Annotated in this window: 36 protein-coding genes and 1 pseudogene; 33 read left to right on the top strand and 4 right to left on the bottom strand. The window is 63.4% G+C overall.

Annotation, left to right across the window (positions count from 1 at the left end; genetic code table 11):
- Positions 1-12 precede the first annotated feature (12 nt).
- The 30 genes and pseudogenes from X566_RS01350 (at position 13) to X566_RS01215 (ending at position 18,151) form a co-directional block, all read left to right on the top strand.
- Positions 13-780, top strand: a complete 768-nt coding sequence (locus tag X566_RS01350) for an AAA family ATPase (protein ID WP_051443780.1) — start codon at positions 13-15, stop codon at positions 778-780.
- The gene (locus tag X566_RS01345) at positions 780-1,415 is read left to right on the top strand and encodes a hypothetical protein (RefSeq protein WP_034462846.1); all 636 of its coding nucleotides are present in this window, start codon (positions 780-782) and stop codon (positions 1,413-1,415) included. The genes X566_RS01350 and X566_RS01345 overlap by 1 nt, the downstream gene beginning before the upstream one ends.
- Positions 1,412-1,810, top strand: coding sequence for a hypothetical protein (locus X566_RS01340; protein ID WP_034462845.1), 399 nt, complete (start codon positions 1,412-1,414; stop codon positions 1,808-1,810). The genes X566_RS01345 and X566_RS01340 overlap by 4 nt, the downstream gene beginning before the upstream one ends.
- Positions 1,810-2,070, top strand: coding sequence for a hypothetical protein (locus X566_RS01335; RefSeq protein ID WP_034462844.1), 261 nt, complete (start codon positions 1,810-1,812; stop codon positions 2,068-2,070). Before X566_RS01340 ends, X566_RS01335 begins: the two co-directional genes overlap by 1 nt.
- Complete coding sequence (locus X566_RS01330; RefSeq protein ID WP_034462843.1) at positions 2,070-2,447, top strand: hypothetical protein; 378 nt, start codon at positions 2,070-2,072, stop codon at positions 2,445-2,447. The genes X566_RS01335 and X566_RS01330 overlap by 1 nt, the downstream gene beginning before the upstream one ends.
- Complete coding sequence (locus X566_RS01325) at positions 2,431-2,982, top strand: host-nuclease inhibitor Gam family protein (protein ID WP_034462842.1); 552 nt, start codon at positions 2,431-2,433, stop codon at positions 2,980-2,982. The genes X566_RS01330 and X566_RS01325 overlap by 17 nt, the downstream gene beginning before the upstream one ends.
- The gene (locus X566_RS01320; protein ID WP_034462841.1) at positions 2,979-3,257 is read left to right on the top strand and encodes a hypothetical protein; all 279 of its coding nucleotides are present in this window, start codon (positions 2,979-2,981) and stop codon (positions 3,255-3,257) included. The genes X566_RS01325 and X566_RS01320 overlap by 4 nt, the downstream gene beginning before the upstream one ends.
- Positions 3,254-3,631: a hypothetical protein gene (locus X566_RS01315; RefSeq protein WP_051443779.1), complete on the top strand. Its 378-nt coding sequence runs from the start codon at positions 3,254-3,256 to the stop codon at positions 3,629-3,631. Before X566_RS01320 ends, X566_RS01315 begins: the two co-directional genes overlap by 4 nt.
- Positions 3,628-4,116, top strand: a complete 489-nt coding sequence (locus X566_RS01310; protein ID WP_034462840.1) for a hypothetical protein — start codon at positions 3,628-3,630, stop codon at positions 4,114-4,116. The genes X566_RS01315 and X566_RS01310 overlap by 4 nt, the downstream gene beginning before the upstream one ends.
- Positions 4,117-4,797 carry a regulatory protein GemA gene (locus X566_RS23785; RefSeq protein ID WP_051443778.1) on the top strand — a complete coding sequence of 227 codons (681 nt, stop codon included), beginning with the start codon at positions 4,117-4,119 and terminating at the stop codon, positions 4,795-4,797.
- Positions 4,797-5,351: a GcrA family cell cycle regulator gene (locus tag X566_RS01300; protein ID WP_051443777.1), complete on the top strand. Its 555-nt coding sequence runs from the start codon at positions 4,797-4,799 to the stop codon at positions 5,349-5,351. The genes X566_RS23785 and X566_RS01300 overlap by 1 nt, the downstream gene beginning before the upstream one ends.
- Complete coding sequence (locus X566_RS24560; protein WP_152539766.1) at positions 5,326-5,535, top strand: hypothetical protein; 210 nt, start codon at positions 5,326-5,328, stop codon at positions 5,533-5,535. Before X566_RS01300 ends, X566_RS24560 begins: the two co-directional genes overlap by 26 nt.
- Positions 5,532-5,795 carry a hypothetical protein gene (locus X566_RS01295; protein ID WP_034462839.1) on the top strand — a complete coding sequence of 88 codons (264 nt, stop codon included), beginning with the start codon at positions 5,532-5,534 and terminating at the stop codon, positions 5,793-5,795. The genes X566_RS24560 and X566_RS01295 overlap by 4 nt, the downstream gene beginning before the upstream one ends.
- The gene (locus tag X566_RS23780; RefSeq protein ID WP_051443776.1) at positions 5,792-6,208 is read left to right on the top strand and encodes a hypothetical protein; all 417 of its coding nucleotides are present in this window, start codon (positions 5,792-5,794) and stop codon (positions 6,206-6,208) included. The genes X566_RS01295 and X566_RS23780 overlap by 4 nt, the downstream gene beginning before the upstream one ends.
- Positions 6,209-6,291: 83 nt before the next feature.
- Entirely contained in the window at positions 6,292-7,176 is an 885-nt protein-coding gene (locus X566_RS01285; protein ID WP_051443775.1) for a glycoside hydrolase family 108 protein, read from the top strand.
- Positions 7,173-7,445 (top strand): hypothetical protein, encoded by a 273-nt coding sequence (locus tag X566_RS01280; protein WP_034462838.1) that lies wholly within the window; start codon positions 7,173-7,175, stop codon positions 7,443-7,445. The genes X566_RS01285 and X566_RS01280 overlap by 4 nt, the downstream gene beginning before the upstream one ends.
- Before the next feature lie 151 nt (positions 7,446-7,596).
- Entirely contained in the window at positions 7,597-7,953 is a 357-nt protein-coding gene (locus tag X566_RS01275; RefSeq protein ID WP_034462837.1) for a DUF2730 family protein, read from the top strand.
- A complete protein-coding gene (locus X566_RS01270; protein WP_034462836.1) occupies positions 7,950-8,243 on the top strand; it encodes a hypothetical protein in 294 nt (97 codons plus the stop codon). The genes X566_RS01275 and X566_RS01270 overlap by 4 nt, the downstream gene beginning before the upstream one ends.
- 3 nt (positions 8,244-8,246) lie before the next feature.
- Positions 8,247-8,864: a DUF3486 family protein gene (locus tag X566_RS01265; protein ID WP_034462835.1), complete on the top strand. Its 618-nt coding sequence runs from the start codon at positions 8,247-8,249 to the stop codon at positions 8,862-8,864.
- A gap of 98 nt (positions 8,865-8,962) precedes the next feature.
- Positions 8,963-10,492, top strand: coding sequence for a hypothetical protein (locus tag X566_RS01260; RefSeq protein ID WP_244434642.1), 1,530 nt, complete (start codon positions 8,963-8,965; stop codon positions 10,490-10,492).
- Positions 10,492-10,597 (top strand): annotated as a pseudogene (locus tag X566_RS25555) (ClpX C4-type zinc finger protein); the annotation flags it as partial. The gene X566_RS01260 and the pseudogene X566_RS25555, both read left to right, overlap by 1 nt.
- A 90-nt stretch (positions 10,598-10,687) precedes the next feature.
- A complete protein-coding gene (locus X566_RS25550; protein WP_034462832.1) occupies positions 10,688-11,047 on the top strand; it encodes a ClpX C4-type zinc finger protein in 360 nt (119 codons plus the stop codon).
- Entirely contained in the window at positions 11,040-12,578 is a 1,539-nt protein-coding gene (locus tag X566_RS01245; protein ID WP_034462831.1) for a DUF935 domain-containing protein, read from the top strand. Before X566_RS25550 ends, X566_RS01245 begins: the two co-directional genes overlap by 8 nt.
- Positions 12,579-12,582: 4 nt before the next feature.
- A complete protein-coding gene (locus tag X566_RS01240) occupies positions 12,583-12,963 on the top strand; it encodes a hypothetical protein (RefSeq protein ID WP_034462830.1) in 381 nt (126 codons plus the stop codon).
- Between the two features lie 3 nt (positions 12,964-12,966).
- Positions 12,967-13,095, top strand: a complete 129-nt coding sequence (locus X566_RS25410; protein ID WP_275451010.1) for a hypothetical protein — start codon at positions 12,967-12,969, stop codon at positions 13,093-13,095.
- A 60-nt stretch (positions 13,096-13,155) separates the two neighbouring features.
- A complete protein-coding gene (locus tag X566_RS01235; RefSeq protein WP_152539765.1) occupies positions 13,156-13,758 on the top strand; it encodes a hypothetical protein in 603 nt (200 codons plus the stop codon).
- Positions 13,759-13,912: 154 nt separating this feature from the next.
- Positions 13,913-14,209, top strand: a complete 297-nt coding sequence (locus X566_RS01230; RefSeq protein WP_034462828.1) for a hypothetical protein — start codon at positions 13,913-13,915, stop codon at positions 14,207-14,209.
- A complete protein-coding gene (locus tag X566_RS01225; RefSeq protein ID WP_160170422.1) occupies positions 14,202-14,978 on the top strand; it encodes a phage minor head protein in 777 nt (258 codons plus the stop codon). Before X566_RS01230 ends, X566_RS01225 begins: the two co-directional genes overlap by 8 nt.
- A 353-nt stretch (positions 14,979-15,331) precedes the next feature.
- Positions 15,332-16,885 (top strand): thiamine pyrophosphate-dependent enzyme, encoded by a 1,554-nt coding sequence (locus X566_RS01220; protein ID WP_244434637.1) that lies wholly within the window; start codon positions 15,332-15,334, stop codon positions 16,883-16,885.
- Between the two features lie 84 nt (positions 16,886-16,969).
- The gene (locus tag X566_RS01215) at positions 16,970-18,151 is read left to right on the top strand and encodes a zinc-dependent alcohol dehydrogenase (RefSeq protein ID WP_034462826.1); all 1,182 of its coding nucleotides are present in this window, start codon (positions 16,970-16,972) and stop codon (positions 18,149-18,151) included.
- Positions 18,152-18,309: 158 nt separating this feature from the next.
- Here the strand turns inward: X566_RS01215 and X566_RS24925 are convergent, their stop codons facing one another.
- Entirely contained in the window at positions 18,310-18,930 is a 621-nt protein-coding gene (locus X566_RS24925) for a hypothetical protein (protein ID WP_034462825.1), read from the bottom strand.
- 140 nt (positions 18,931-19,070) lie between these two features.
- On the opposite strand from X566_RS24925, the gene X566_RS01205 reads away from it, so the two are divergent.
- Together X566_RS01205 and X566_RS01200 are read left to right on the top strand one after the other, a co-directional pair.
- The gene (locus X566_RS01205; RefSeq protein ID WP_051443773.1) at positions 19,071-19,871 is read left to right on the top strand and encodes a Crp/Fnr family transcriptional regulator; all 801 of its coding nucleotides are present in this window, start codon (positions 19,071-19,073) and stop codon (positions 19,869-19,871) included.
- Between the two features lie 94 nt (positions 19,872-19,965).
- A complete protein-coding gene (locus X566_RS01200) occupies positions 19,966-20,943 on the top strand; it encodes a hypothetical protein (RefSeq protein ID WP_244434636.1) in 978 nt (325 codons plus the stop codon).
- 13 nt (positions 20,944-20,956) lie between these two features.
- Here X566_RS01200 and X566_RS01195 read toward each other — a convergent pair whose 3' ends face one another.
- On the bottom strand, positions 20,957-23,233 hold the full coding sequence (locus tag X566_RS01195; protein ID WP_034462823.1) for an FdhF/YdeP family oxidoreductase: 2,277 nt from the start codon (positions 23,231-23,233) through the stop codon (positions 20,957-20,959).
- A 134-nt stretch (positions 23,234-23,367) separates the two neighbouring features.
- Here X566_RS01195 and X566_RS01190 point away from each other — a divergent pair, with 134 nt between their 5' ends.
- The gene (locus tag X566_RS01190; protein WP_034462822.1) at positions 23,368-24,282 is read left to right on the top strand and encodes a cytochrome c; all 915 of its coding nucleotides are present in this window, start codon (positions 23,368-23,370) and stop codon (positions 24,280-24,282) included.
- A 3-nt stretch (positions 24,283-24,285) separates the two neighbouring features.
- Here X566_RS01190 and X566_RS01185 read toward each other — a convergent pair whose 3' ends face one another.
- Together X566_RS01185 and X566_RS01180 are read right to left on the bottom strand one after the other, a co-directional pair.
- Complete coding sequence (locus tag X566_RS01185; protein WP_034462821.1) at positions 24,286-24,690, bottom strand: cytochrome c family protein; 405 nt, start codon at positions 24,688-24,690, stop codon at positions 24,286-24,288.
- Complete coding sequence (locus X566_RS01180) at positions 24,677-25,543, bottom strand: cytochrome c oxidase assembly protein (RefSeq protein ID WP_244434635.1); 867 nt, start codon at positions 25,541-25,543, stop codon at positions 24,677-24,679. The genes X566_RS01185 and X566_RS01180 overlap by 14 nt, the downstream gene beginning before the upstream one ends.
- Between the last annotated feature and the right edge of the window lie 5 nt (positions 25,544-25,548).

Here is a 25,548-nt window from a genome sequence, read left to right as displayed (position 1 = left end):
GGTTCGAGAAACATGAGCACCAACACCGGTCCGGTCGCGATCAAGAACGTCGCCGCCTTCATGATCATGGCGACGCGGCTGATCGAGCGTGCGCCACATCTGCCGGGCTTTGGCGTGTGCCACAGCCCGTCGGGATATGGCAAAACATACGCATCGATCTTCGCGCAAAACAAGCTGCGCGCGGCACGCGTCGAAGTCGGTGACAGTTGGTCTCGGCGGACGCTGCTGCACAATATCCTGCGCGAGTTTCGCATCAGCGCACGAGAGANCGCGCGGCTCGACAAACTGTGCGAGCTGGCGATTGCCGCGCTCGGCGATGATCCACGCCGACCGCTGATCATCGACGAAGCGGACAAGCTCGTCGACAAACACATGATCGAGACTGTGCGCGAGCTGCAGGAGAAATCCGGCGCACCGGTGATCCTGATCGGTGAAGAGAGGCTGCCGACCAAGCTGCTGCAAGTCGAACGGATGCACAACCGGGTGCTGTCGTGGTTCGCGGCGCAGCCCTGCGACATTGACGATGCACGGCAGTTCGCCAAGGTCTTTGTGCCGAAGGTCGCCATCGCCGATGACTTGTTGCAAGCGATCTGCGTGAACTCGGGGGGCAAGGCACGCCGCATCGTCGTCAACCTCGACACCGCAAGTGAGATCGCCCGCAACCAAAACCTGACCAAGCTCACGCTCGCCCATTGGGGTGATCAGAAATTCTATACCGGAGAGCCGCCGCCGCCACGCCCGGAAGACTTCAAGCATATCAGCGCGAAGGGTGCTGCCTGATGCGCCCGGAACACTTCATCCGCACGACCTTGAAGACGCGCGTGCCCCGCGGTCCCGACGGCTTCTGGGAAATCATCCTGAAGCTCGATGCGAGCCAGGGCGAATTCACGATCCCGGACATCGACGGTGAAAGCAATGCGCACATCCGCCCGATCCGCCAGTACGTGATGCAGTTGGTTGCTGGCGGCTATCTCGCGATCGTCCGTCCCGCCCACCGTAACAATGGGCAGCAAGTCGGCCATGTATTTCGCGTCGTTAAGCGACAGGTGCTCACGCCGCGCTTTCGCCACGACGGGACGCCGGTGCATGCCAGCATGCAGGCCCACATCTGGACGGCGATCCGCACGCTGAAGACGTTCACGCTGGCCGACGTTGTGTTCGCCGCCAGGACCGATGACGTCGTCCCCTCGCGCGAAGCGGCACGCAAGTACATCCGCCGGCTGCAGATGGCTGGTTACCTTGCGTTGGTAAACGCCGAGACCATCGCCAGCCGCTCCACCTGGCGCCTGAAGCCAGCGATGAACACGGGCCCGCAAGCGCCTGAAGCGCGGCGCATCGAGACCGTCGCGCTTTGGGACCCCAACACACAAAAGTTCGTCCCCGACGATGTTGTCGCCTCGGAGGTGCTGCGATGACAAACCCGCGCAAAGTCGATTTTCTCGCAAAGGCCGAGGCGGCCTGGGGTGACACGCTTCCAGCGTGGGTCGCAGAGTTGGCGCGGGAGGCCAACCGAACATCGGGTGCAGAGGCGGCGCGGCGCATTGGATATTCGCCAGCAGTTCTCTCCTACATCATTGGCAATAAGTATCCGGGTGACGTGACCCGTGTGCAACAGAAGGTCGAAGGAGCATTCCTTGGAGCAAAGGTGATGTGCCCCGTCTACGGCGAAATCGGCCGCGACTATTGTCTTGAGCAGCAGGAGATGGACAACACCATGACGTCAGCGGTGCGCGGTCGCGTCTATCGCACCTGCCGAGGTATCGGCGTGCCGCAATGCCCACACTCGCATCATAAGCCGCGAGGTGCGTGATGCTCAGCGCTGATCTGAAACGCCTTCGCGCCACCTACGACGGTTGGCTATCCGGACAGAACAAGCCGGATGAGGCGAGCATGCTCCAGCTCTCGCGCGATCTCGCGCTGTGCATCGCCAACGCATCGCTGCTTGAACTCGGGGTCGATCCGAACCGGCTCGATGTCGTCGCCGCCAGCGAGGAACCCGGCGCCAACATTGTGCTGTTCCCGCGCCGGGATGCTCCTCGCCGCCCGAACCTCGATGGAGATGCGTTCTGATGGATACAGCATCACCATCGCTCGCGCCGGCGTCGCCCGAGTTGGCCGCGCAGATCGCAGCCGTCGATGCGATCAAGGTTGCGGCCGCCATCGTGGCGCAGGGCAAGCGCGCGGCCGTCGCCGCATCGACCGTCGATGTCATCGCCATGGCGCAACTGCTGACCGCACTGGTCCGCATCACCGACATGACCTTCGACATGCTGTTCACCGCCGATCGCCTCGACGGTGAAGCGAGCCCGATCATCCGTCGCGCCATCGCCGATCAGGTGCGCGCCAAGATTTTCGCCGTCGCCGGTGAACTCGAAGCCATCGGCTACAGCGTCAGCAATCCTACCATCACAACTCCGGAGACCTCGACCCATGGCGTTGAAGACTAAAGTGAAGGCCGCGAATGTGCGCGTGCCGCAGAACCGCGACGAAGCCGCGGCGATGATCGCCGAACACGGCCGGCTCGTGCGAGAGATCGCGCGCATCGAGCTGGCGATGAATGACGATCTTGCGGCGATCAAAGCCGAGGCCGTCANGCAGTCCGCCCCGCTGCAGGAGCAATCCGACGCGCTGGTGAAAGGCATCACCACCTTCTGCGAGGCGAACCGCGTCGCACTCACCGACAACAACAAGACGAAGACGATCGACTTCGGCACCGGAACCGTCTCCTGGCGGCACAATCCGCCGGCCGTGAACACGCGCGGCAAGGTCGATGACATCATCGATCGTATCAAGGCGCTGATCAGCGGCGGCAACGACGCCTACAAGAAATTCCTGCGTCCCGCCGTCACGATCAACCGCGCGGCGATGCTGAACGATCCCGAGCTGGCGAAGACGATCGTCGGCATCAAGATCAACTCCGCCGGCGAAACTTTCACGATCGAGCCGTTTGCTGACGAGACGTTGCCGGAGCCGGTGCAATGATCGACGTGAACGACATTATTCAGGGCACCTTTCAGAAAAATCGGCACCGTCTTTTCGCGGTCGCCGTCAGTACTGCCGACCAATTGTCCGACCTCGGCCTCTGCAGCTCCAACACCGCGCTCGAAGCCATGGCCGATGTCTACATCCTTGCAGCCTTTGACATCTATGCGAAGGCCGCAGCGGAGCGCAACGAGCAGATATCGCCCCATCGGATCGCGGAGCGAATGTTGCACGCGTTCGTCACTAGCTTGAACAACGAGGAGAAGCTGCAATGAACGCGACTGCGCGCACCGTCCAGTTCGGCCTCACACCGCGTCAGCAAGAATGCCTTGACGCAATCAAGGCACATATCGCCACGCATCGCTGCGCACCGACGCGCGGCGAGCTGGCCGACGCGCTCGGGCTCAGGTCGAAGGGACACGTCAACCTGATGCTCGCATCTCTTGAGGCGCGCGGCTGGATCAAGGTTCAGCCGAACGCCGCGCGCGCCATCGTCGTGTTGAGCGAAACGGATGATGATCTGTCGCCGGCCGTCGAGGCCGCGCTGCAGGCGCATTGCGAACGCACCGGAGAGCGCCGTGCCGACATCATCAACGACGCCGTGATGCTGTTTCTCGATGGCGTCGCCTACGACGGGGACGACGTATGAGCGGCACGTCGGCAGGCTGGACATCCGAGCGACGGGCCGCGCAGGCCCGCTTGATGCGCGCGCAGAACGCCGATCCGGCGTTTGTCGATCGCCGAAACAAGGGGCCGCAGAACCTGCCGGCGGCCGAGCGCGCCGCCCGTTCGGCGCGGATCAAGGCGATGAACGCCGACCCGGCATTCCAGGCGAAGCGCCGCGAAGGCATTGCGATGCAGGGCGGCCGCAAGCTGGCGATCCCGGAGCATACGCATCCGTGCGTGCGCGGGATGTTCGTAGCGATGAACGAACAGCGCGCCAGCCGCCACGCGATGGCGTCGCGCGTCGGCATGAACGTGGCATCGTTCACCGCGTGGCGGCGCAAGCACATGCCCCGTGTCGATGACCTCGATGCGGCGCTCAACGCACTCGATCTCGAACTGGCGATCGTGCCGAAGGGCGCGCGCAACAGTGACGGCTTTCTCAACCAGCGTATCAAAGGAGCGTCTTAGATGAACCGTATCGCCATGGTCACCAACGGCCAGCTCGCTACCATCCACATGCTGGCCACGCGCGCCGGCTTCGATGACGATACCTATCGCGATTTTCTGACACAGCAGACCGGCCACCACAGCGCGAAGGATTTGACAGCGGTCAAAGCCAGCCTGTTCATTGACCGCCTGCGCGAACGCACCGGCCTTGCGCGCACGCCCGGCGCGATTGCCGGGCTCGACAGTCCCATTGCTGCCAAACTCCGCGCGCTGTGGATCGCCGGCTACAACCTCGGCATCGTCACCGATCGCACCGATCGCGCGATGCTGTCGTTCTTGGAGCGGCAGTGCGGCGTTTCGCATACGCGCTTTCTGAAGACCCCGCGCGATGGCACGGTAGCGATTGAAGGCATGAAGTCGTGGCTTGAGCGCGCAGCCAAGGTGGCATGGCCGGCCGACAGCGCCGACGTGATCGCGAATAAGCGCGCGGTCATCAACGCGCAGTGGATGCGATTGGTCGAGATCGGCGCGGTCAGGCCGTTGAACCGCAACGCGCCGCTTGAAGACCTCGACCTCTATGCATTCCGTGTCGCACGGCTGAACGGCTGGATGTTCTTTCAACAGCCGCACTACGATCAGGTGCAGATTGCACTCGGCCGCAAGCTCCGCGCCGCGCTCGGCTCGGGCAAGGGAGAGCGGTGATGCAACCGCCCAGCTTCTGGACTGACGAGCGCGTCGAACAGCTCAAAACTTTATGGGAAGCCGGGAAGCTATCGGCGAGCGAGATTGCCGATGCGCTGGGCAACCACGTTTCGCGCAACGCCGTCATCGCCAAGGCGCATCGCCTTGGCCTTAGCGGCCGGCATCAGGGCGTCAAGCCAGGCTCTGTGCGGGGGGCACGGGCGCCTCGCCAGCCGGGCAACCGGATGGTGCGTGTACCGCGCGCACCGTCGCGCGTCACCGTCGCGCTGGCGCAGGCTGCAGACATCGAGCCTGAGCTGGATCTGCAACTGTCCGCTGACATCATCAAGTTTGACCAACGCAAGACGCTGATTGAACTGACCGACGCGACCTGCCACTGGCCGGTCGGCGATCCGCTGGAGCCGGACTTTCATTTCTGCGGCGGCAAGACGCTGGCGGGCGTTTCGTACTGCGCCCACCACACGCGCATCGCCTATCAGCCATCCGACGCGCGCGCACGCCGCAATCCGAAGCCGATGAACCTGCGTCGTGGAGGCGGCGATGCGTGGCGGTAGTAAGAAGGCGGGTAGCAGCGGCAGCGCCAACGCAACCGTAAACTCTATGCTGTTGGTCCTCAAAGCGTCCGATGCTGCTGGGCGCATCACCGTCTATGAGCGCATCGAGCGCGACTATGGCGCCGGTTTCGCGCGCCTTGTGCGCGCAGCGTTCGAGAAGTCTCTTCAGGAGAAACAACAGTGAGCCAGAACCGCCGCAGCTATCCGTTTGTCCGTGTCTCGGATCATGCACTGCTGCGCTTCGTGGAGCGCGCCGGCGGGCTCGACGTACAGGCGCTCCGCACCGCGCTTGAAGGCTCTTTGAACCGCGCCTCAAATCAGGCCGCGAGAATTAACACGGGCACTTTCGACATCGTCGCCGATGGCCTGCGCTACGTCGTCGTGAAGAACGTCGTCGTCACCATTATCGCTGTTCCGACCAAAGGGACCTCAAAGGTCCGATGACCGAGAAGCTGCCCGGAGTGCTGGCCGAGATTGCGGACCTCGTTGGTGAAGCCAACGCGATCCTGATCGCCGCGCACGCGGGCGGAACGCGCGTCTACTTTCCGGCGCGTGCCGACGACAACCACTGGCTGGTCTCCTGCATCGGCCGGCACAATGCCGATATCCTATGCTCCCACTTCGCCGTGGACGGCCGGCGAGGACAACGGGTTGACATTCCGCTGTATGTCGGAGGAACCTACCGGCAGGTGATGCGCGCTATTCACGAGCGCATGCACAAGCTCGATCGCGACGACAACCTGTCGTCAGCGGAGATCGCCCGGCAAGCGGGCGTGACGCAGCGGTCGGTGCATCGGTATCGTGCCCGGCATCGCGGGCAGACGAAGCCGAACCGCAAGCAAGGCAAGCTGCTGTAGAAAACCGCGCCGGGCTGACACCTGTCAGGGTCGTGAATTTCGGGTAATTGCGGGATTGCTGGTTTCTACCTTGCGGGGAAGCCATGCGTGAAAACTTCGACCGATCGCTGAAGATCGTCCTGACCTATGAGGGCGGTTTCAGCAACCATCCGAGCGATCCTGGCGGCGTCACCCTCGAAGGCATCATCCAGCGCGTCTATGACGGCTATCGCGATCGCGTCGGTAAGCCGCGCCGCGCGCTGACGCCTTCAATGCGCGGCACCGCCGACTGGATCGCCGAACGGAATGCGATCTATCGCGCGCAGTATTGGCAACCTGTGCAGGGCGACCAGCTTCCGGCGGGCATCGACGTGACCGTGTTCGACGGCGCGGTCCACTCCGGCCCATATCAAAGCGTGATATGGCTGCAACGCGCGCTCGGCATGCGCGACGTCGATGGCCATCTCGGCCAGGCCACGCTCGCGGCCGTTCACGCGCATCCCGACCATGATGCGCTGATCGCCGACATGCTGTCGCGCCGCCTGGGGATGCTGAAAAATCTCAAAACGTGGCCGACGTTTGGCAAAGGCTGGTCGAACCGCGTCGCCAACCTCTTGCAGATCGGACAGGCGTGGGCCATGGGTTCGGTTGGACCGGCCCCGGTCGCAGCCCATCTCGAAGGCGGCATCGCCCGCGCTTACGCCAGCGACGTGGCCTTGCCGGCCGTCGATGCACAGGACGCGCTCAAGGGGGCGTTGGGCGGCGGCAGCATCACCGGCATGCTCACCGGTGCTCAAACGCAGCTTCAACCGTTGCTCGGCACGTTTGAGTTCATCGGCTATCTCTACACGGCCTTGACGGTCGCGGGCCTCGTGATCGCGGTCGCCGGCGTCGGCTACTCGCTCTATGCTGGCATGAAGGCCAAGCGCGCAAGCCGCGCACTCGACGGCGACGTAACGGCTGCGATCCCGAAGGAATCATTCGCATGATCACCTTCGGTCGGATCGCCGCGTGGCTTGCCACGTCATCAGTCGGCCGCGCGATCGTCGCCGGCGTCGCCGTCGTCGGCGCGGTCCTGATCGCCGCGCTGAAAATCTTCAGCGCGGGCAAGTCGGCCGAGCGCGCCCGCCAGGACCAGCAGTCACTGGAAAATCTTCGCAACAGGAACGAGACGGATGACGAGGTTCGCAACCTTCGCGACGGTGATCTTAACAAGCGCCTGTCTCGCTGGGTGCGTCCACCGGACCAGCACTGGTAACGCCTGCGATGGCTGGAGCAAGCAGACCCCGAAGCCAGCGACGGTCGATTACATCGTCAAACACGATCGACCATTCGCGGAACAAGTGCTCGGCCACAACGAGCATGGACAACAGACGTGCGGTTGGACGCCGCCGAATTAGAGGTCTCGGATGAATGAAGTGAAAGACCTCGTGCCGTGGCTGTCGCTCGCGGTCGCTATCCTCGCGGTCTTCTGGCCCTCAATACGCGATCGCGGGAAGAACTACGACTCGAAGCTTGAGGCAAAAGCCGATCGAGAGACGGTTGCAGTGCTCGCTGCGAAGCTGGATGTGATCGAGGATCGCGCAACGCGCATCGAAACGAATATCGAACATCTTCCCGACCACTCCACCATCAGCAAGCTGGAAGGGCTGATCGGCAAACTGAGTGGCGAAGTCGGAATTCTCTCTGAACGTATTCGACCCGTGGCCGCTATCGCCGATCGGCTGCAGGAGAAGATTATGGAATCGGCGGGATTTGACCGATGAGCGACATTATCCGCGAGCACGCACGGCTGATCATCCTGCGCTCGTTGTACGACGAGACCAATTATTCCAGCAACGACTCGGCGCTGCGCGATCAGCTTGAGATGTACGGCATCAACAAGTCGCGCGATTGGGTGAAGAACGAGCTGGCGTATCTCGAAGAGATGGGCGCGCTTCGCCGCGACATTCAGGGGACCGCCGTGATCGTTCACATGCGCCCGGCCGGCATCGAGCACGTCGAGCGCCGTCTCGTTCTGCAGGGCGTCAAGCGGATGAGCCCGCCGGAGCGATGATCCATGGCGGACAAAGCCAAACGCGGACGCCTGTCGGCGATCGACACCCTGCCGGAATGGGCGGATGAGGCCAAGCTGTGGGCCTTCGAACAGCTGAGGGAACGCAAGCTCTCCCAGCTCGACATTCTCGACGGCTTTAACGGGCAGTTGAAGGTGGCGGCGTTTGCGAACGGCGTCACCGATCCTCCCGTGATCTCGCGGTCGGCATTCAATCGGACGGCGCTGCGCGTCGCGCTGTTGAGCCGCCGGTTGCAGGAGACCCGCGAGATCGCGTCGGTCATCGCGCCGAAGCTCGAACAGGCCGGCGACGAGTCGCTGACCTTGATGGTCGCCGAGACGTTGAAGACGCTGATTGCTGAAATGCTCGGCAACGCCGGCGAACTCAGTGCGAATGGAGCAACGGCCGAGATGCTTATGCTGACCTCGCGCGCGCTGAAGCATGCCGAGGAAGCCAAGCGCATCAGCGCCGATGGACGCCGCAAGATCGAGATCGAACTGCGCGACCGCGCCGTCAAGGCAGTTGATCAGGTTGCGAAGGAGAAAGGTCTCTCCGACGAGGCCGCCAACGCCATCAAGGCCAAGGTGCTCGGCATTCGGCCGAAGCAGAGTGCGCGGCCGTGACCGAAGTCATTTCACGCGATCCGGCGCAACTGCCCGAGGAGCTACCGCGCGGCGCGGACATCCCGCCGGACCTCGATCCGCTGGCCGATGGCATCCTCATGGCCCACCAGCGCGAGTGGTTGGAGGACGACAGCGATCTGAAGCTCGGCGAGAAAGGCCGCCGCACCGGCATCACCTTCGCCGAGGCGCTGGACGATACGCTGCTGGCGGCGCGCAAGCGGTCGGCCGGCGGCATGAACGTCTTCTACATCGGCGACACGAAGGAGAAGGGCCGCGAGTTCATCGGCTACGTCGCGCACTTCGCCAGGACTGTAGCGAAAGAGCTGGTCGAGATCGAGGAATTCCTGTTCGAGGACAAGAAGGCGGACGGCACGTCGAGTGATGTCGCAGCATTCCGCGCCCGGTTTGCTTCTGGCTTCCGCGTCGAGGCGTTATCGTCGCGCCCCGCGAACATTCGTGGCCTGCAGGGCAAGGTGGTCATCGACGAAGCCGCCTTTCACAAAGACGTCCGCGAAGTTCTCGACGCTGTCAACGCGCTGCTGATCTGGGGCGGCAAGGTTGCGATCATCTCGACGCACAACGGCATCCTCAATCCGTTCAACGAGCTGATCCGCGAGGCCAAGGCCGGCAAGATACCGTACAGCCTGCATTTCATCCCGTTTTCAAAGGCGGTTGAAAACGGTCTTTACAAGCGCGTGTGTCTGGTCAACGGCATCGAACCGACCGCCGAAGGCGAAATAGAATGGGAACGGAAAATCCGCTCGTCCTACGGCGTCCGCACCGCCGCGATGAAACAGGAGCTGGATTGCATCCCGGCCGAGGCCGAGGGCGCGGCGCTGACCCGCGTGCAGATCGAGAGCTGCATGCAGGATAGCATTCCGATCGTTCGCTGGGCGCTGGATGACGGCTTCAAGAATTGGCCCGAGGCCGCGCGCAAGGCTGAGGCCGATGCCTTCTGCGAGCGCGAGCTGAAACCGCTCCTCGACAAGCTCAATCCGAACCTGCGCCACGTCTTCGGCGAAGACTTCGCCCGCACCGGTGACGCCACCGTCGTCATGGTGTTCGAGGTCGGTCACGGGTTGACGCGCACCTGCGCGCTGCAGGTCGAACTCCGCAACATGCCTTTCGACCAGCAGCGGCAGGTGCTGTTCTACGTTGTCGATCGGCTCCCGCGCATGTGCGGCGGCGCGCTCGATGCCACCGGCAACGGCGCGTACCTCGCCGAAGTGGCGGCGCAGAGGTACGGCGCAAGCGTGATCGAGGTGAAGCTGAGTCAGGAATGGTATCGCGACAACGCGACACCCTACATCGAGGCATTCAACGACCGGACGGTGGTGCTGGCGAAGCATGACGACGTGCTGCGCGACCACCAGGCGCTGGCCTATGTCGGCGGCGTGATCAAGATACCGGATGATCACCGCTTCAAAGGCGCCGACGGCTTTACGCGCCACGGCGACTCGGCCGTAGCCGGCATGCTCGCCTACGCCGCCTCACGCGCCGACTATTGGGAGTCCGGATATCGGTCTCCGGCTTCTGCGCCGGAGAGCGCTTTGAGCGACAGCCCGTTCAGCGAAGAACGCGACTGGTGGCGTCAGCCGCTCGGCGCACAACTGAGAGGCACGACGTGATGGCCAAGACGCTTTTCTACTGCAACTTCTGCGGCAGGAGCCAGCACGAGGCCGAGGTGATGGTGGCCGGCCCGCTCGTCTACATCTGCGACGAGTGCGTCGATATCGCCGTGCAGATCGTCGCTGACAAGCGCGCAACTGACAAGCTGACGGCAGACGCGAAGCGCTGCACCTTCTGCACACCGGAGCGCGTCCATGCGTGAACGTTTCTCCACCGCGATCTACTGCAATTTCTGCGGCAAGGGCAAACACGAGGTCGGCCGGATGATCGCAGCACCAGGGCCGGACACCGCGCACATCTGCGACGGCTGTGTCTCGCTGTTCGCGCGGCAGCAGGCGTCCGTGCTCGCGCTCGCGGAACAGACGACGGCCGCCATGCGCACTCTGTCGGCGCTGTCGAATGCCGCACTGGCCGCCTCGACGGGTGGCACCGGGCGCGAAGCGCAGGAACTGAGGTTTGCGGCCAACCGCGCGTGGCATGAGCTTCAGCATGTGTTGTCGCTCTGGCTTCAGCCCGCCACCGATCACACGCAGGAGCCGCCGCGCCATGGTTGACAGCAAGACCATTCTGTACGGCCCTGACGGCCGGCCGATCCGGCGCGAGGTGCTGACACAGGAAATCGCCGGCCCATCGGTGACCGGCGTCCGCTCGCCGTTCTCCGATTATCCGGCCGACGGGCTCAATCCGCGACGGCTTGCCACCCTCCTGCGCGAGGCGGATCACGCCGAGCCGCTGCGCTATTTCGAGCTAGCAGAACAGATCGAAGAACGCGACATGCATTATACCGGCGTGCTCGGCACCCGGAAGCGATCGGTCGCGCAGCTCGACATCCTGGTTGATGCAGCCTCCGACGATCCAGAGCATGTGAAGCACGCCGATATGGTGCGCAACTGGCTCGGCCGCGACGAGCTGCAAGACGAGTTGTTCGACATCCTCGATGCCATCGGCAAAGGCATCAGCTTTACCGAAATCATCTGGGATACGTCCGAAGGTCAGTGGCAGCCGCAGAGCCTGGAGCGTCGCGACCAGCGCTGGTACCGGTTCGACCAGAACGATGGCACCACGCCACTGCTGCGCACCTCGCGTGGCGACGTTGCGCTTGAACCGTTCAAGTTCATCACTGCCGTCATTCGCGCAAAGTCCGGCCTGCCGGTTCGATCCGGCATCGCGCGGCTGGCCACATGGTCGTGGATGTTCAAGGCGTTCACGCTGCGCGATTGGGCGATCTTCGCGCAGACCTTCGGCCAACCGGTGCGCGTCGGCAAGTATCCGGCCGGCGCCACTGAACAGGACAAGGAGACGCTGTTTCGCGCCGTCGCCAACATAGCCGGCGACATGGCGGCGATCATCCCCGAGTCGATGGCCATCGAGTTCATCAAGGCCGGCGATGTGGGCGCAAGCCATGTGCTCTACAAAGAGCGCGCCGACTGGTTCGACCAGCAGGTCTCGAAAGCCGTGCTCGGCCAGACCGCAACCACCGACGCGATCGCGGGCGGCCACGCCGTCGGCCAGGAGCACCGCAAGGTGCAAGAGGACATCGAGCGCGCCGACGCGAAGGCGCTATCAGCGATCCTCAACCGCGATCTGGTGCGTCCATGGATCGACCTCGAATTCGGGCCGCAGAAGAAATATCCGCGCATCCGCATCGGCCGTGGCGAGCAGCGCGACGGCAAGTTCATCGTAGAGAGCGTGACGAAGCTCGTCCCGATGGGACTGAAGGTGCAACAGTCGGACATGCGCGACCTGCTGGGCTTCGGCGAGCCGGACCCCGGCGCGGAATTGTTGACCGCGCCGGTACAGCCGTCGCCTTACGGCTTCGCGATGAATGCGGCCAATCCCGCGCGTGCCAGTGACGACGCCATCAAGGCCCTTGCCGGCCACGCAGAGGAGCTGTGCGCGGACGCGACCGACGCGCTGTTCGACGAGGTGCGCACCGTCATCGAGCGGTGCTCGACCTTCGAACAGGTGAAGGAGGAGCTGAAGAAGTTCAAACCCGGCGCGGCCGAGAAGAACCTTGCGGGCCTGATGCGTATGGCGCGCGTCATCGCCAACCTGACCGGCCGGGCTGACATTGCGGAGGATTGAAACGATGTTGAACGAGCATGACACAACTGCGCAAATCGAGGAGACGGAGGACGGTTTCGCCTGGGCGATTGTTGAGATATTCGGCCACCGCCGGCACGTCGGCCGTGCGCGCGAGGAAGAGCGCTTCGGCTCGAAGATGCTGCGGATCGATGTGCCCAGCATCACGCCGGAGCCAACACTGTTCGATGCCGCCGACGGCACGCCGGCGCGACCAAAGATCGAGTGGGTCACGCACTACTATGGTGGCGCGTCGATCTTCTCCTTCACACTCACGGACGAGGCGACGGTGATGCGGCATGCAGAGCGAAAGTATGCGTCGCCTGCGCTGCCTTTTCGCGATCACGGGGACGTCGATGATGGCGACTTTTCCGAACTGGAGGATTGATCGATGTACGATATCGATTTTGGTTGGCTCCCGTGGATTTTCGGTCTCGCTGTCATCGGCATCATAGCGCTGCTTGGCGCAGCCGGCTTCGGACTATGGTGGATCGTCTCGCATCTTCAATGGGTGAGTTGAGCTTTCGCGGTTGAACGCCCTGGCACCCGCTGTCCTGACCGACCACAACACGTAACCGAGGTGAGCATGTGTAAATGCACCCCTGAGATCAAGACGCCGTTCTGCGGAAAGCCCGGTTGCGAATGGCCGAAGCCGTTGCGGGTAGTCGCAGACAACCCGCAGCCGGGGAAGCTTCGGCCGGACTACATCGCCATGATGCGGGCGCACGTCGATGAAGGTGGTCAGCTATCGCACCGCAATGGCTTGGACCTGCTCGCAGAGGTCGAGCGGCTCAACAGGCTGGGCGGTGGCTCAATTGAGCCGGAGAACCTTCGCGATGATGACAGTTTCAACAAAGGCGTACTGCACGCCCAAGACATTTTGAACAAGCTGATCGGCGATCCCGAGTATGTGGCGTCTGACGGTAGTGAAGATTACGACACCGATCTTGGCGACACTATTCTGAACCAGCTCGCAGCGGCTGGCCTGTACGACAAGGACGAGGGCACGTTCGCAACACTGCCCGCATCGCATGATATTCGCTGGGCTGTGAACGTGTTGCTGGAACAGATCGCAGCGAAGTTCGACACATGGCCAACGATGGACCTTTGGCGTTCCGACGCCGCGTTGGTCGTTCGCGGGTTTAAGCACGACCTGTCGGAGCCGAACGAACCGCAGTCCTGACCGAACACTAAACCAATCACAGCGCGACAGCGCCGGGATCAGCAGACAGGATACATATAATGGCAAGTCAATTGGAGAGGATATCGACTTCGATGTCACGGATGAGTGGAAGCAGTCCGGCGTCAGGGCGTCGGACTTGACAGTACATAAGCCGATGCCCGAGCTCACGCACCTCATTCCGCGTACGCCCGACCGTCGCACCTATAACCACGGGGTGAAGCGCGTGATCCCCGAACTCGGCTTCGGCGTCGAAATGGATCGCATTCTTAAGTTCGCGCAAAAGCAAGGCATCGAGTACAAAACGATAGGGATGGCGCGGCGCTCGCCAGAGTATCTGAAAGCCCTCGTCTTTCTTTTTCCGGAGGAAGAGATCGCGAGAGCCTGGGTGGCCGAGTTCGGTGGCGAGTATGTCGGCATCGTGCCGCCGGGAAGGAGCTACAAAGGTGCTTAAAGCCCACGGCGTACCAGCTTTCCCGAACACTTGCGGCTGCGGCTGCGGCGCGCCCTTCGTGCTGAATGCCGAGGTGCGGCCATTCTCCACCAATCCGCGCGAGGCGATCGACTTCCTGCGGCGCAAGGTCAACGTACCGACGCGAGCCTGGACCGACTTATGGGAGCAGGAGCATTCGGCGGGCTTCATGGTGGCCGGTGCGCAGACCGATGATATCCTGCGCGACTTCCGCGCGGCCGTCGATCGCGCCATAGCCGACGGGACCACGATCGAAGACTTCCGAAAGGACTTCGACCGGATCGTCGCCGAACACGGCTGGAGCTACAACGGATCGCGCGGCTGGCGCAGCCGCGTCATCTTCGACACCAACATGAGCACGGCCTACGCCGCCGGCCGCTGGGAGCAAATCCAGCGGGTGAAGAAGCAGCGGCCATACCTGCGCTACGTGCATCTGGAGGGCCAGAAGAACCCGAGACCCGAGCACCAGGCGTGGCACAATACGGTGCTGCCGGTCGACGATCCCTGGTGGCAGACGCACTATCCGCCAAACGGTTGGTTCTGCCACTGCACCGTCCAGAGCCTCAACGAGCGCGATCTGGAGCGCTACGGGCTGGAGGTGTCTGAGGAGGCCCCGCGAAGCCGCATGGTGACCCACACCATCAACACCGCTAATGGTGTCCGGACGGTGCGTGTTCCCTCCGGCATCGACCCCGGCTTTGCATATCGCCCTGGCGAGATGCCTGCGGCCCTGGAAGGGGCCTACGAATGAGCGGGTTTGTGGCTCGTTGGTTGTCCGACTTCTTGTCCGGGTTCCCGGCCGGGTTCGTCAGCGTCGAATCCCAGAACCCTGCTAGAATGGCTTTTAACTCGCGATTGAACCGAAGTCGGACACTCGCGGCGCGCGACGGCGGATTTTGTCCGACTTCCCCAGAGCCCACATTGAATCCGCTGGAGTTTTCCCACGGCGCCCCCGCAATCGGTGTAATTTGATCTTGCGCGACGGCGGTTCAGCGCAACGCCCGCGGGACACCGGAGAAACCCGCATGGTTCGGGCACTTCCCAAAAATTCCCGGATGATCCCGGCCAATCCCGGCAGGTGACATACAAACTTGCGCGTCACAGGTGTGTCTGGCGACATCGGGCCCCGGCGGCACGCATCTCATCACCGGCCTCTATGACGCCAAGCTCGATCAGGCTCCCGTTCTCGCCATTACTGGCCAGCAGTATCACGACCTGATCGAGACGCTGACCCAGCAGGACGTGGACCTGACGCGGGTGTTCAACGATGTCACCGTGTTCAACGCGCAGGTCACCGATGCCGCCCACATGGAGAACCTGGCCGGCCTCGCGTGTCGCTTTGCGCTCAGCCAACGCGGCGTTTCGCACCTGTCGATCGCCAACGACGTGCAGGAACAGCCGCTGCACAGCGCGAAACGGTCGAAACGCAATCAACCGCACCACCAGCCGAACCGTCTGTTCGAAGGCCGCCGCCTCCCGCGCCAGGATGACATTGAACGCGCCGCGGACATCCTCAACAGCGCCTCGCGCGTGATGATCCTGGCCGGCCGCGGCGCCCTGAGCGCACGCGCGGAGCTGGAAAAAACAGCTGACCTGTTGGCCGCGCCGGTCGCCAAAGCCCTGCTTGGCAAAGCGGTGCTTCCCGATCGCCATCCGCTGACCACCGGCGGCATCGGCCTACTCGGAACCTTGCCGTCGCAAACCGCGATGGAAACATGTGACGCGCTGCTGATCGTCGGCTCCACCTTCCCTTATATCGAGTACTACCCGAAGCCGGGTCAGGCGCGCGGCGTGCAGATCGACCACGAAGCAAGCCGCATCGGCCTGCGCTATCCCGTGGAGGCCGGTCTCGTCGGCGACACCGCCGAAACGCTCGCCGCGCTGAATGCCTGCCTGCACAGCAAGGCAGACCGCTCGTTCCTATCCGAGGCCCAGCACGGGATGCAGCGTTGGCGCGATCTCATGGAGCAATGGGCGACGAAGACAAGCCAGCCGCTCAAGCCGCAGACGGTGGTGCGCGCTTTCGGCCGGCGGCTGCCCGCGCACGCGGTGCTGGCAACCGACTCCGGCCAGAACACCGAACTCACCGCGCGTCATATCGATCTCGATGACAGCCACGCCTTCGGCGTATCGGGCACGCTGGCGTCAATGGCCTGCGGCCTGCCCTATGCGATTGCGGCCGGTATAGCCTTCCCCGATCGCCCCATCTTCGCCGTGGTCGGCGACGGCGGATTCGCGATGCAGCTCGGTGAATTTTCAACCGCCGTGCGCCATCGGCTGCCGCTGAAAGTGCTGGTGCTCCGAAACAACATGCTGAACCAGATCGCCTGGGAGCAGATGATGTTTCTGGGAAATCCGCAATTCGGCTGCGAGTTGCAGCCGATCGACTTTGCCAAGGCCGCCGAGGCGATGGGCGGCCGGGGCTTCACGATCCAGACCGCGGATGCGATCGAGACGGTCCTGGACGCGGCGCTCTCCTGTGAAGGCCCGGTGGTCATCGACGCGATCGTCGATGCCTACGAGCCGCTGATGCCACCGAAAATGCCGCCGGACTATGCCAAGAATTTCAAAAAGGCTCTGCCGGCGACCCCGCACCATGAGGAGATCGAAGACCGCGTCGCGCAGGAACCGAACAAAACGCTCATGACCGCGGAGTAGGCGCCGGCGCTCCGCATCCGTCGGGAGGAACATTCTCCGTCACGCTCCATTCGTTTCCCAGATGGAAAGAGACGTGAGGATCTGATGAAAGCTCTAGCTTGGCACGGCGTCGGCGATATCCGTTGTGAATCCGTTCCCGATCCGGCGCTTCAGGATGACCGGGATATCATCATCAAGGTCACCTCCTGCGCGATCTGTGGGTCGGATCTGCATATCTTCGACGGCATGATCCCGGAGATGCACAAGGGCGATATCCTTGGGCACGAAACCATGGGCGAGGTCGTCGACGTCGGACGGCAAGTCAGTTCACTGAAGGTCGGCGACCGGGTCGTCGTGCCGTTTACAATTGCGTGCGGCGAGTGCTTCTTCTGCACCCGCGGCTACTACTCGGCCTGCGAGCGCTCCAATCCGGACAAGGCCAAGGCGGAGAAATTGTGGGGCCATTCGCCGGCCGGACTGTTCGGTTACTCGCATATCCTTGGCGGCTATCCCGGCGGACAAGCGGAGTATCTCCGCGTGCCCTTTGCCGACGCAGGCCCTCTGAAGGTCCCGAACGGGCTCAGCGACGACCAGGTGCTGTTTCTGTCCGACATCTTTCCGACCGGATACATGGCCGCCGACTTCTGCAACATCAAAGGCGGCGAGACCATCGCCATCTGGGGTGCCGGCCCGGTCGGGCAAATGGCGATCCGCAGCGCGTTCCTGCTCGGCGCGGAGCGCGTCGTCGCCATCGATACCGTGCCGGAGCGGCTGGCGTTGGCGCGGCAGTCCGGCGCGGAGACGATCGACTTCCTGGCCGAGGACGTCTACGAGCGTCTTCAGCAGATCACCCACGGACGCGGCGCCGATGCCTGCATCGACGCGGTAGGCACCGAGCCGAACCGTTCGTCCGGGGACAGGATCGATCAGATCAAGCTGGCCACGTATCTTGCCACCGATCGCCCCTATGTGCTGCGGCAGGCGATCCAATGCTGCCGCAATTTCGGCACGGTCTCGATCGTCGGCGTCTATGGCGGGTTCGTCGACCAGGTGCCGATGGGCTCCGCGATCAATCGCGGGCTGTCGTTCCGTATGGCGCAGACACCGGTGCAGCACTATCTACCCAAGCTGCTCGATCTGATCCAAAGCGGCGCGATCGATCCGTCCTTTGTCGTCACCCATCGCGCGCCGCTGGATGACGGGCCTCAGCTCTACAAGACGTTCCGTGACAAGCAAGACGGCTGCATCAAGGTCGTCCTCAAACCGGGAATGCAGGCCGCCGCGTAAAGCGACTGGCGCACTGCGGCTCTCGCGGCGTCCGATCGACCGCACTGCAACGTATGACAAGATGAGCCTGGTACAATGCAAACCCAGGTTAAGTCCCGCACAGAATCCATGGGCCGCAGCCCTGAAGGGAGGAACGCCGGCCACCGCCCGCGATTGGTCTACCGAGTGGCTTTTAGCCTCTCGCTGATGTTCCTCCCCTGGCCCCGCCGCTCAGAGGCGGGGTCTTCTTTCTGAACATCGGCATTCTTGGAAATCCAGCGAGGAGGATCAATGAGGACAACGCTTGCACTCGTAACAGCCATGTCTCTGATCAGTTCGGCTCTGATCAGTTCGAGCGCCTCTGCACAGACCAACTTCCCGAGCGGCTCCCAAAGCGACAAGCGGGCTCCGGTCGGCTCGCAGAGCCAGAGCCCGACCTTGCCAGGTGGGCAGCAGCAGGGAGGCTCCGGCGACGGCAGCAGCGGCGGTAGCGGTAGCGGCGGCAGCGCAGGCTCCGGCGGCTCTGCGGGCGGCGCCGCCGGCGGATCTGGAAGCGGCTCAGGCGGAGCCGGCTCGGGATCCGGAAAATAGCTTGCTGCCATCGACAGCGCTTCGGCAAGGCCTTGTTCCGCGAGCAGCGGGACGAGGTCTTCGTCGTATCCGCGCTCCTGACGAAACGCAGGACACATCGAAGCCCTGTTTTCCATCCTCATCGCGATGCACCTCAGCGGGTACAAGCGCCTGAGGAACAAACGAAACAGCAGCAGCTTAGATTCGAAACTGCCGAAGAGCCAATTCATTCAATGCCTAAGCAGGAACGCCTCTTCGGATGCCAGACACCGTTGCGCACCATGGCATCCCACGCGGTCTTCCAGGACATTTCAGGAGTTGACTCCCGTCAAGCAGAGCGAGGCACATGTGCCGGAATGTGGAGAAAACCATGGAAAGGCTCGCGCAACGTGATCTCGAGCATTCGACAGACCGGCCGGATCAAGCGGCCGCCTTTCGCTTCAACATGCTCGAAAGCGGACGTCCCTACAGCCGCCTCCTGCGCAAGCTCGAACGTTGGCGAAGCCTGCCGATCGAAGACCGCAATCTGATTTCCAACCTGCCTCTCACGGTCAAGAACATTCCTGCTTACGCCAAGATCGCCTACGAAGGCGACGAACTGTCGGAATGCTGCCTGGTGCTCGACGGCTTCGTCTGCGAGCACAAGCATGTCGCTGCCTATGATGAAACCATCGCGCTGCACGTTCCGGGCGATATCGCTGATCTGCAAGCGCTCTATCATCGCAAGCTGAGATACTCGCTGACCGCGCTCGGGCCGGCCATTATCGCCCGCATTCCGCGAACGCTGCTCTTGGACGCCCTCAACGCCTCGCCGCGCCTGCGCCATGCCTTTGAGCTGCAGATCGTGGTCGAAGGCGCGATCCTGCGGGAGCGTATCGTCAGCCTGCACCGGCGCGACGCAACCTCACGCGTCGCCCAATTGCTGTGCGATCTCACCTACCGCCTGCAATCGGTCGGGATTGCCGCCGACTATACCCTCAATATCCCGTGGACGCAGGCCGACCTCGCCCGCCTCACCGGCATTTCGATCGTCCACACCAACCGCGTCGTTCAGCGCCTGCGCCGCATCGGCGCGATCGAATGGGCCAACAAGCGCGTCGAAATCCGCGACTGGAACGCGCTGACACAGATCGCCGAGTTCTCGCCGGCCTATCTGGAAACGACCCCGTAAAGCTCACGCAAGTCATGCTCACCTAAGTCACCATGCGAGACGGGTGATCAGCAGCCCAACTGACACCATTTCCATCAATGTCGATATGGCAATCATGGACAGCCTCGGCACCTCACCATCTGCGTTCTCCAAAACACCAGCCGACGCATGGTGCGAGGCCATGCAGCGGGAGGACTTTGCCCGCGCCTGGGCAATCGCAGATAAGACGCTCCTCCCCGAGACAGGCTTCAGGAAACACACCGGCCCGCGCCACCTGCAACGGATCTGGCGCGGCGAACCTTTAGCCGGCCGACGCGTGCTCGTCCGCTGCTATCATGGTCTCGGCGATACCCTTCAATTCTGCCGATTTCTGGCGCCATTGCGGGCGATCGCGCGCGAGGTGATCCTTTGGTGCCAGCCGGAGCTGATCCCGCTGCTGTCCGACATCGCGGGCGCCGACCGCGTGATCCCCTTGCATGATGGCACGCCGGATGTCGCCTATGACGTCGACATCGAGATCATGGAACTGGCCCACGCGTCGCGGGCGACGCGCGCTGCGATCTCGGACAGCGTTCCTTATCTGACACTGGATCGTCTGTCCCGGAACGAACGGGTGCGCATCCCCTCTCCCCGAATGAACCGGCACACCGATCGGCGATATTACGCCGTCGGCGTCGTCTGGCAGCCCGGAAACTGGGACCAGCGACGGTCGATCCCCGTGCAGACGCTAAAACTGCTGCAGCGGCCGGGGATGCGGATGTATTCGCTGCAACGGGGCGCATCGCCGGACGATCTGCAAGCGCTCGGCGCCGAGGATGCCAGCGCCTCCCGAATCGTCGCCCTCGCAACCGCCATCCGCTCGCTCGATCTACTCGTGACGATCGATTCGATGCCGGCGCATCTCGCAGGTGCCATGGGAGCAAACGTCTGGACCCTGCTCCATGCCGATTGCGATTGGCGATGGCGCCGCGACGCATCCCACACGGCGTGGTATCCGACGATGCGGCTGTTTCATCAGCGCACCGCCGGCGACTGGCACGGCGTGATGGCTGCTGTCGGCACGGCGCTGGACCGGCTGGCACCCGCAGCGTGAACGCCGCCTGCGCTTACGATTGCGCGATCAGCCTGACGGGAATGGACTTCGCAGCCGGCACCTTGCTGCCCTTGGCATAATGCCACAACGGCACCAGCACATTGCACTCGGGATAGTAGCCGGCGATGCAGTGCTGCGGAATGTCGTAGGGAAACACCTGCAGGTCCGCCAGTCGCCGCTCGACACCATCGCCGGCCACCGTCGCCAATGTGACGCGATCATCCTTTTTCAGGCCTTCGTGGATCATATCGTCCGGATTCATCAGGACGACCATACGGCCGCCGTAGACGCCACGGAATCGGTCGTCTTCGCTATAGACCGTCGTGTTGAACTGCCCGTCGGCTCGCAACGTCATCAACTGATACACGCCGGCGCGACCGTCCTCGGCACCGGACGACAGGCTCTCGGGTACGCTGAAATTGGCCTTGCCGGTCGGCGTCTTCCACTCTCTCTGGCGCGCTGCAAGCGGACGCGGAAAACCTCCCGGTTGGAACAGTCGCTTGTTGAAGTCCTTGAACTGGTCCGGATAGGTCTGCTCGATCGCATCGCGAATGCGCGCATAATCGGCCACCCATGCGTCCCAATCGAGGGCACGGTTCGCCGGCAATGTCGCCTTGGCAATTTCCGCGATGATGCGCGGCTCGGACAACAGGTGCTTGCTGATTGGAGGACGCTGGCCGCGCGAGCCGTGGATGCAGGTCGTCGAATCCTCCATCGAGACCGCTTGCGGCCCTCCGGCCTGCTGATCGATGTCGATGCGGCCGAGACAAGGCAGCAGGTAGGTCGTCTGCGCTGGAACAAGATGCGTTCGGTTCAGCTTGGTTGCGATCTGCACCGACAGTTTCAAGTTCGACCACGCCGGCTCCATCAACGAGCGCTCCGGCACCGCGCGCACGAAGTTGCCGCCCAAGCTGACGAATGCGCGAACCCTGCCGTTCAAAATCCCTTCGCATGCATCAACGGTGGTCAGGCCGTCCTGCCGCGGCGGCTCGAAATGATAGAGCTCGGCGAGTCGATCGAGCGGCACGAGTTTTGTTTTCTCCGAGATGCCGACCGTGCGCTGGCCCTGGACATTCGAATGGCCGCGAACCGGCGAAATCCCGGCGCCGGGCTTGCCGATATTGCCTCTGAGCAGAAGCAGGTTGACGATCATCTTGACCGTTTCGACGCCGTGGACATGCTGGGTGATGCCCATCCCATAATTCGCGATCACGGCATTCGCCTTCATGTAGATATCGGCGGCGGCCTCCAAGGCATCGCGCGTCAGGCCGGAGATCCGTTCCAGCTCGTCCCAGCGCTGGTTCCGGCAGAACTCGGCGAAAGCATCGAAGCCGTGGGTATGCTGTTCGATGAACGCAACGTCGATCCGGCGCGGCTGACCGTGGGCGACCGCATGATCGTCCGCTTCGATCACGGCCTTGCACAGGCCGACGATCGCCGCGGTATCGCCGGTCACCCGCAGTTGGAAATAGTGCGAGCTGATCCGCGTGCCGCCGGCGATCATCTGCGTCGGCTTCTGCGGATCGGTGAACCGCTCCAGGCCGCGCTCGCGCAACGGATTGAAGGTCAGGATCGGCACCCCGCGCTTCACCGCCGCCTGCAGCGGATGCAGCATGCGCGGCGAGTTCGTGGTCGTGTTCTGACCGAAGAACAGGATGCAATCGGTCTGGTCGAAGTCCGGAAGCAATACCGTTCCGACCGGAGCGCCGATGACCTCCGGCAGCGCCACCGAAGTCGACTCGTGACACATGTTCGAGCTGTCGGGAAAATTGTTCGAGCCGTACATGCGGCCGAACAGCTGGTACATATAACTCGCCTCGAGCGAGGCGCGCCCGGAGGTATAGAATACGACCGACTGCGGATCGAGCTGGCGCAGTTCCGCGCCGATCGCCTGAAACGCCTGCTGCCAGGAGACCGGAACATAGCGGTCGGTGGCAGCATCATAGACCATTGGCTCCGTCAAGCGGCCTTCAGCTTCGAGACGATGGTCCGACCAGGTGCGCAGTTCGGCAAGCGGATGCGCGGCGAAGAAATCACGCGTGACAGTTTTGCTGGTGGTCTCCCAGGCCGTTGCCTTGGCACCGTTTTCACAGAATTCGAACGGATGCGGCTTGGCCGGCTTCGCCCAGGAGCAGCTCACGCACATGAAGCCGTCGGGCTTGTTCTGCTGCCAGAGAATTTCGCTGCCGAGGATCGGGATCTCCTCCTTGCTCAGCACGGCACCAAGAACGCGGACGGAGCCCCAACCGCCGGCTGGTCCCGAGTATGGCTTCAAAGTTGCCTTGTGCATGCGGCACCTCCGGCGTCTGTCGCGGAGGAACACTTTGACGCAGGCTTCGTTCCTCTTCCCATGGTCGAACCATCGTGCGGCATTGGATTTCCAAGCCTCGGCGGGCACCCTGCGGACGGAGCCCGGCGGCTGCCATGACGCGCGTGCCGATCGCGATCGGAGCGGTGGCCGTGGCGGCGGCTGCGGCTCTTTGCGCCGGGCTGATCACGACGCCGCGGCCGGCTTTCACCACCGTCACGGCAGAGCTCGACGCACCCGGCGATGCGGAGCGAGGACGCCTGATCTTCGCGGCCGGAGATTGCAGTTCCTGTCATGCGTCGCCTGGCCAGTCCGATCCGCTGAAGCTCGGCGGCAGCATGGCGCTGGCGTCGCCGTTCGGCACGATGCGCGTACCGAACATCTCGCCTCATCCTCAGGACGGGATCGGCACATGGTCCACGCGCGACCTCGCCAACGCCCTGTTGAGCGGCGTCTCTCCACGCGCCGAGCACTACTTCCCCGCCTTTCCTTATCCCAGCTACGTCAAGATGCGTGTCGCGGACGTGGCCGACCTGATGGCTTATCTGAGGACACTGCCTCCAGTGGCCGGCAAAGCGCCGCCACACGAACTCAGTTTTCCGTTCAACATCCGGCGCTTCGTCGGCTTCTGGAAAGTTCTGTTTCTCGATACCGATCCGATCGTGGAAGATCCCGCGAAGAGCGCTGCCTGGAACCGGGGACGCTATCTCGTCGAGGCCGTAGCGCATTGCGCCGAATGTCATTCGTCGCGCAATCTGCTGGGCGGCATTCGCGAGGACACGCGGTTCGCCGGCGGGCCCGATCCCGAAGGCACCGGCTTCATTCCCAACATTACCCCGGCGAGGCTTGGCTCATGGACGGAAGCCGACATTGCCGAACTGCTCTTGTCGGGTCGCACCCCCAGCGGTGATACGGTCGGCTCCTCGATGAAAAGCGTGGTCAGCAACACCGCGAAGCTTCCGCCGAGTGACCGGGCGGCGATCGCCACGTACATCAAAAGCCTGCCGTTCCGGCCCACGCCATCGCCGTAAGATTCAGCGCGCGTAAAGGTAGGCCGCGACGTGCCGCGCTTCATCCGGCGTAATGCCCGTGCGCGGCATCGCCGTGCCGGGCGACACCGAATCCGGCGACACAATCCAGCGGACAAGATTGTCCGGCGAGTTCTGCAACCGCCCGGCGATGAAGACGCGCGCGCGCAAACCGTCGAGCGGCTGCGCGACCTTCCCGACCGCACCCGGAACGCCGCCGATCGTATGGCATCCGGCGCATCCATAACGGCGGATGAGGGCGGGCGCCTTGTCCGGCTCCCCGCCTGTCAGCGCGATGGCGATGGCCTTGTTGTTGTTCCGGTTCATCGCCACGAACACGCCAGCCGCCAGCAGCGCGGCAAGGCCGATGCCGCAGCCGAGCATGAGCATGCGCGCGTTATGGCCTGACATATGATCGCTCCGCGGCCCTGCCCGATTGCGCAACCCAGCGCATCGCCAGCAACAACGCGGCGGCCGCATACACCGTACACGCCGGTATCCACATCATCAGTCCAGCGAGCTGCTGGTCCTCCAACGGCGTCAATCCCCAGACGGCGGCGGACGCGGGCTCGATGCGGTACAGAACGCGCGGCGCCAGCGCCATCAGCGCGCCGAGCGCGCTGGTGTGCAGCATGGTCACGAACAGGTGCACAGCAGCGAGCCCGCGGTCGCGCGAGCGGGTGATCGCCCACCAGAACAGCAGCGCCGCCCCCAGAAAGCTCACATGCTGCAGACGGTGGATCGCGACGTTGGCGACAGCCGCATCGAACAGCAGCGGCACATGCCAAATCCAAATGACCACGGCGTGCAGAACCGTCGCCAGGCCCGGGCGCGCGAGCCAACGCCAGCCGCTTCGCAAAGCCGGACGTCGCAAGACACCTGCGAGCGATCCGCGCAACCGTTGCGGCACGCCCCAGAGCAGAGCCGCCGCCGGTCGTGCGACCACCAGCAACGGCGCAGCGCACGCCATCACGATCTCATGCTCGATCATGTGAAAGGCCAGCATCCGCTCGCCGAGCCAATGCAAGGGTGAGGTCAGCGCCAACGCCAGCGCAAGCCAGCCGGTCAGATAACACAGGCACTGCAGCGGCCGGACCGCCCGTCCCGATCCTGCGCGCGCCAGGCGAAGCGTGCCGGCAACATAGACGGCAAGCGCAGCCGCGAGCGGCACGACGACGAACGGATCGAACGTCCAACGCAGCCCCGCCGCGGGCCCAGCCTCGCCGTGCGCCCACACGGCCGATCCGCAGAGAACGAGCCACATGAGGG

Origin of the sequence: Afipia sp. P52-10 (assembly GCF_000516555.1) — a bacterium.
In the GTDB taxonomy this organism is placed as follows: domain Bacteria; phylum Pseudomonadota; class Alphaproteobacteria; order Rhizobiales; family Xanthobacteraceae; genus P52-10.
The sequence above is the reverse complement of the archived record's forward strand: the minus strand, read 5'-3'. Positions and strand labels throughout refer to the sequence as shown.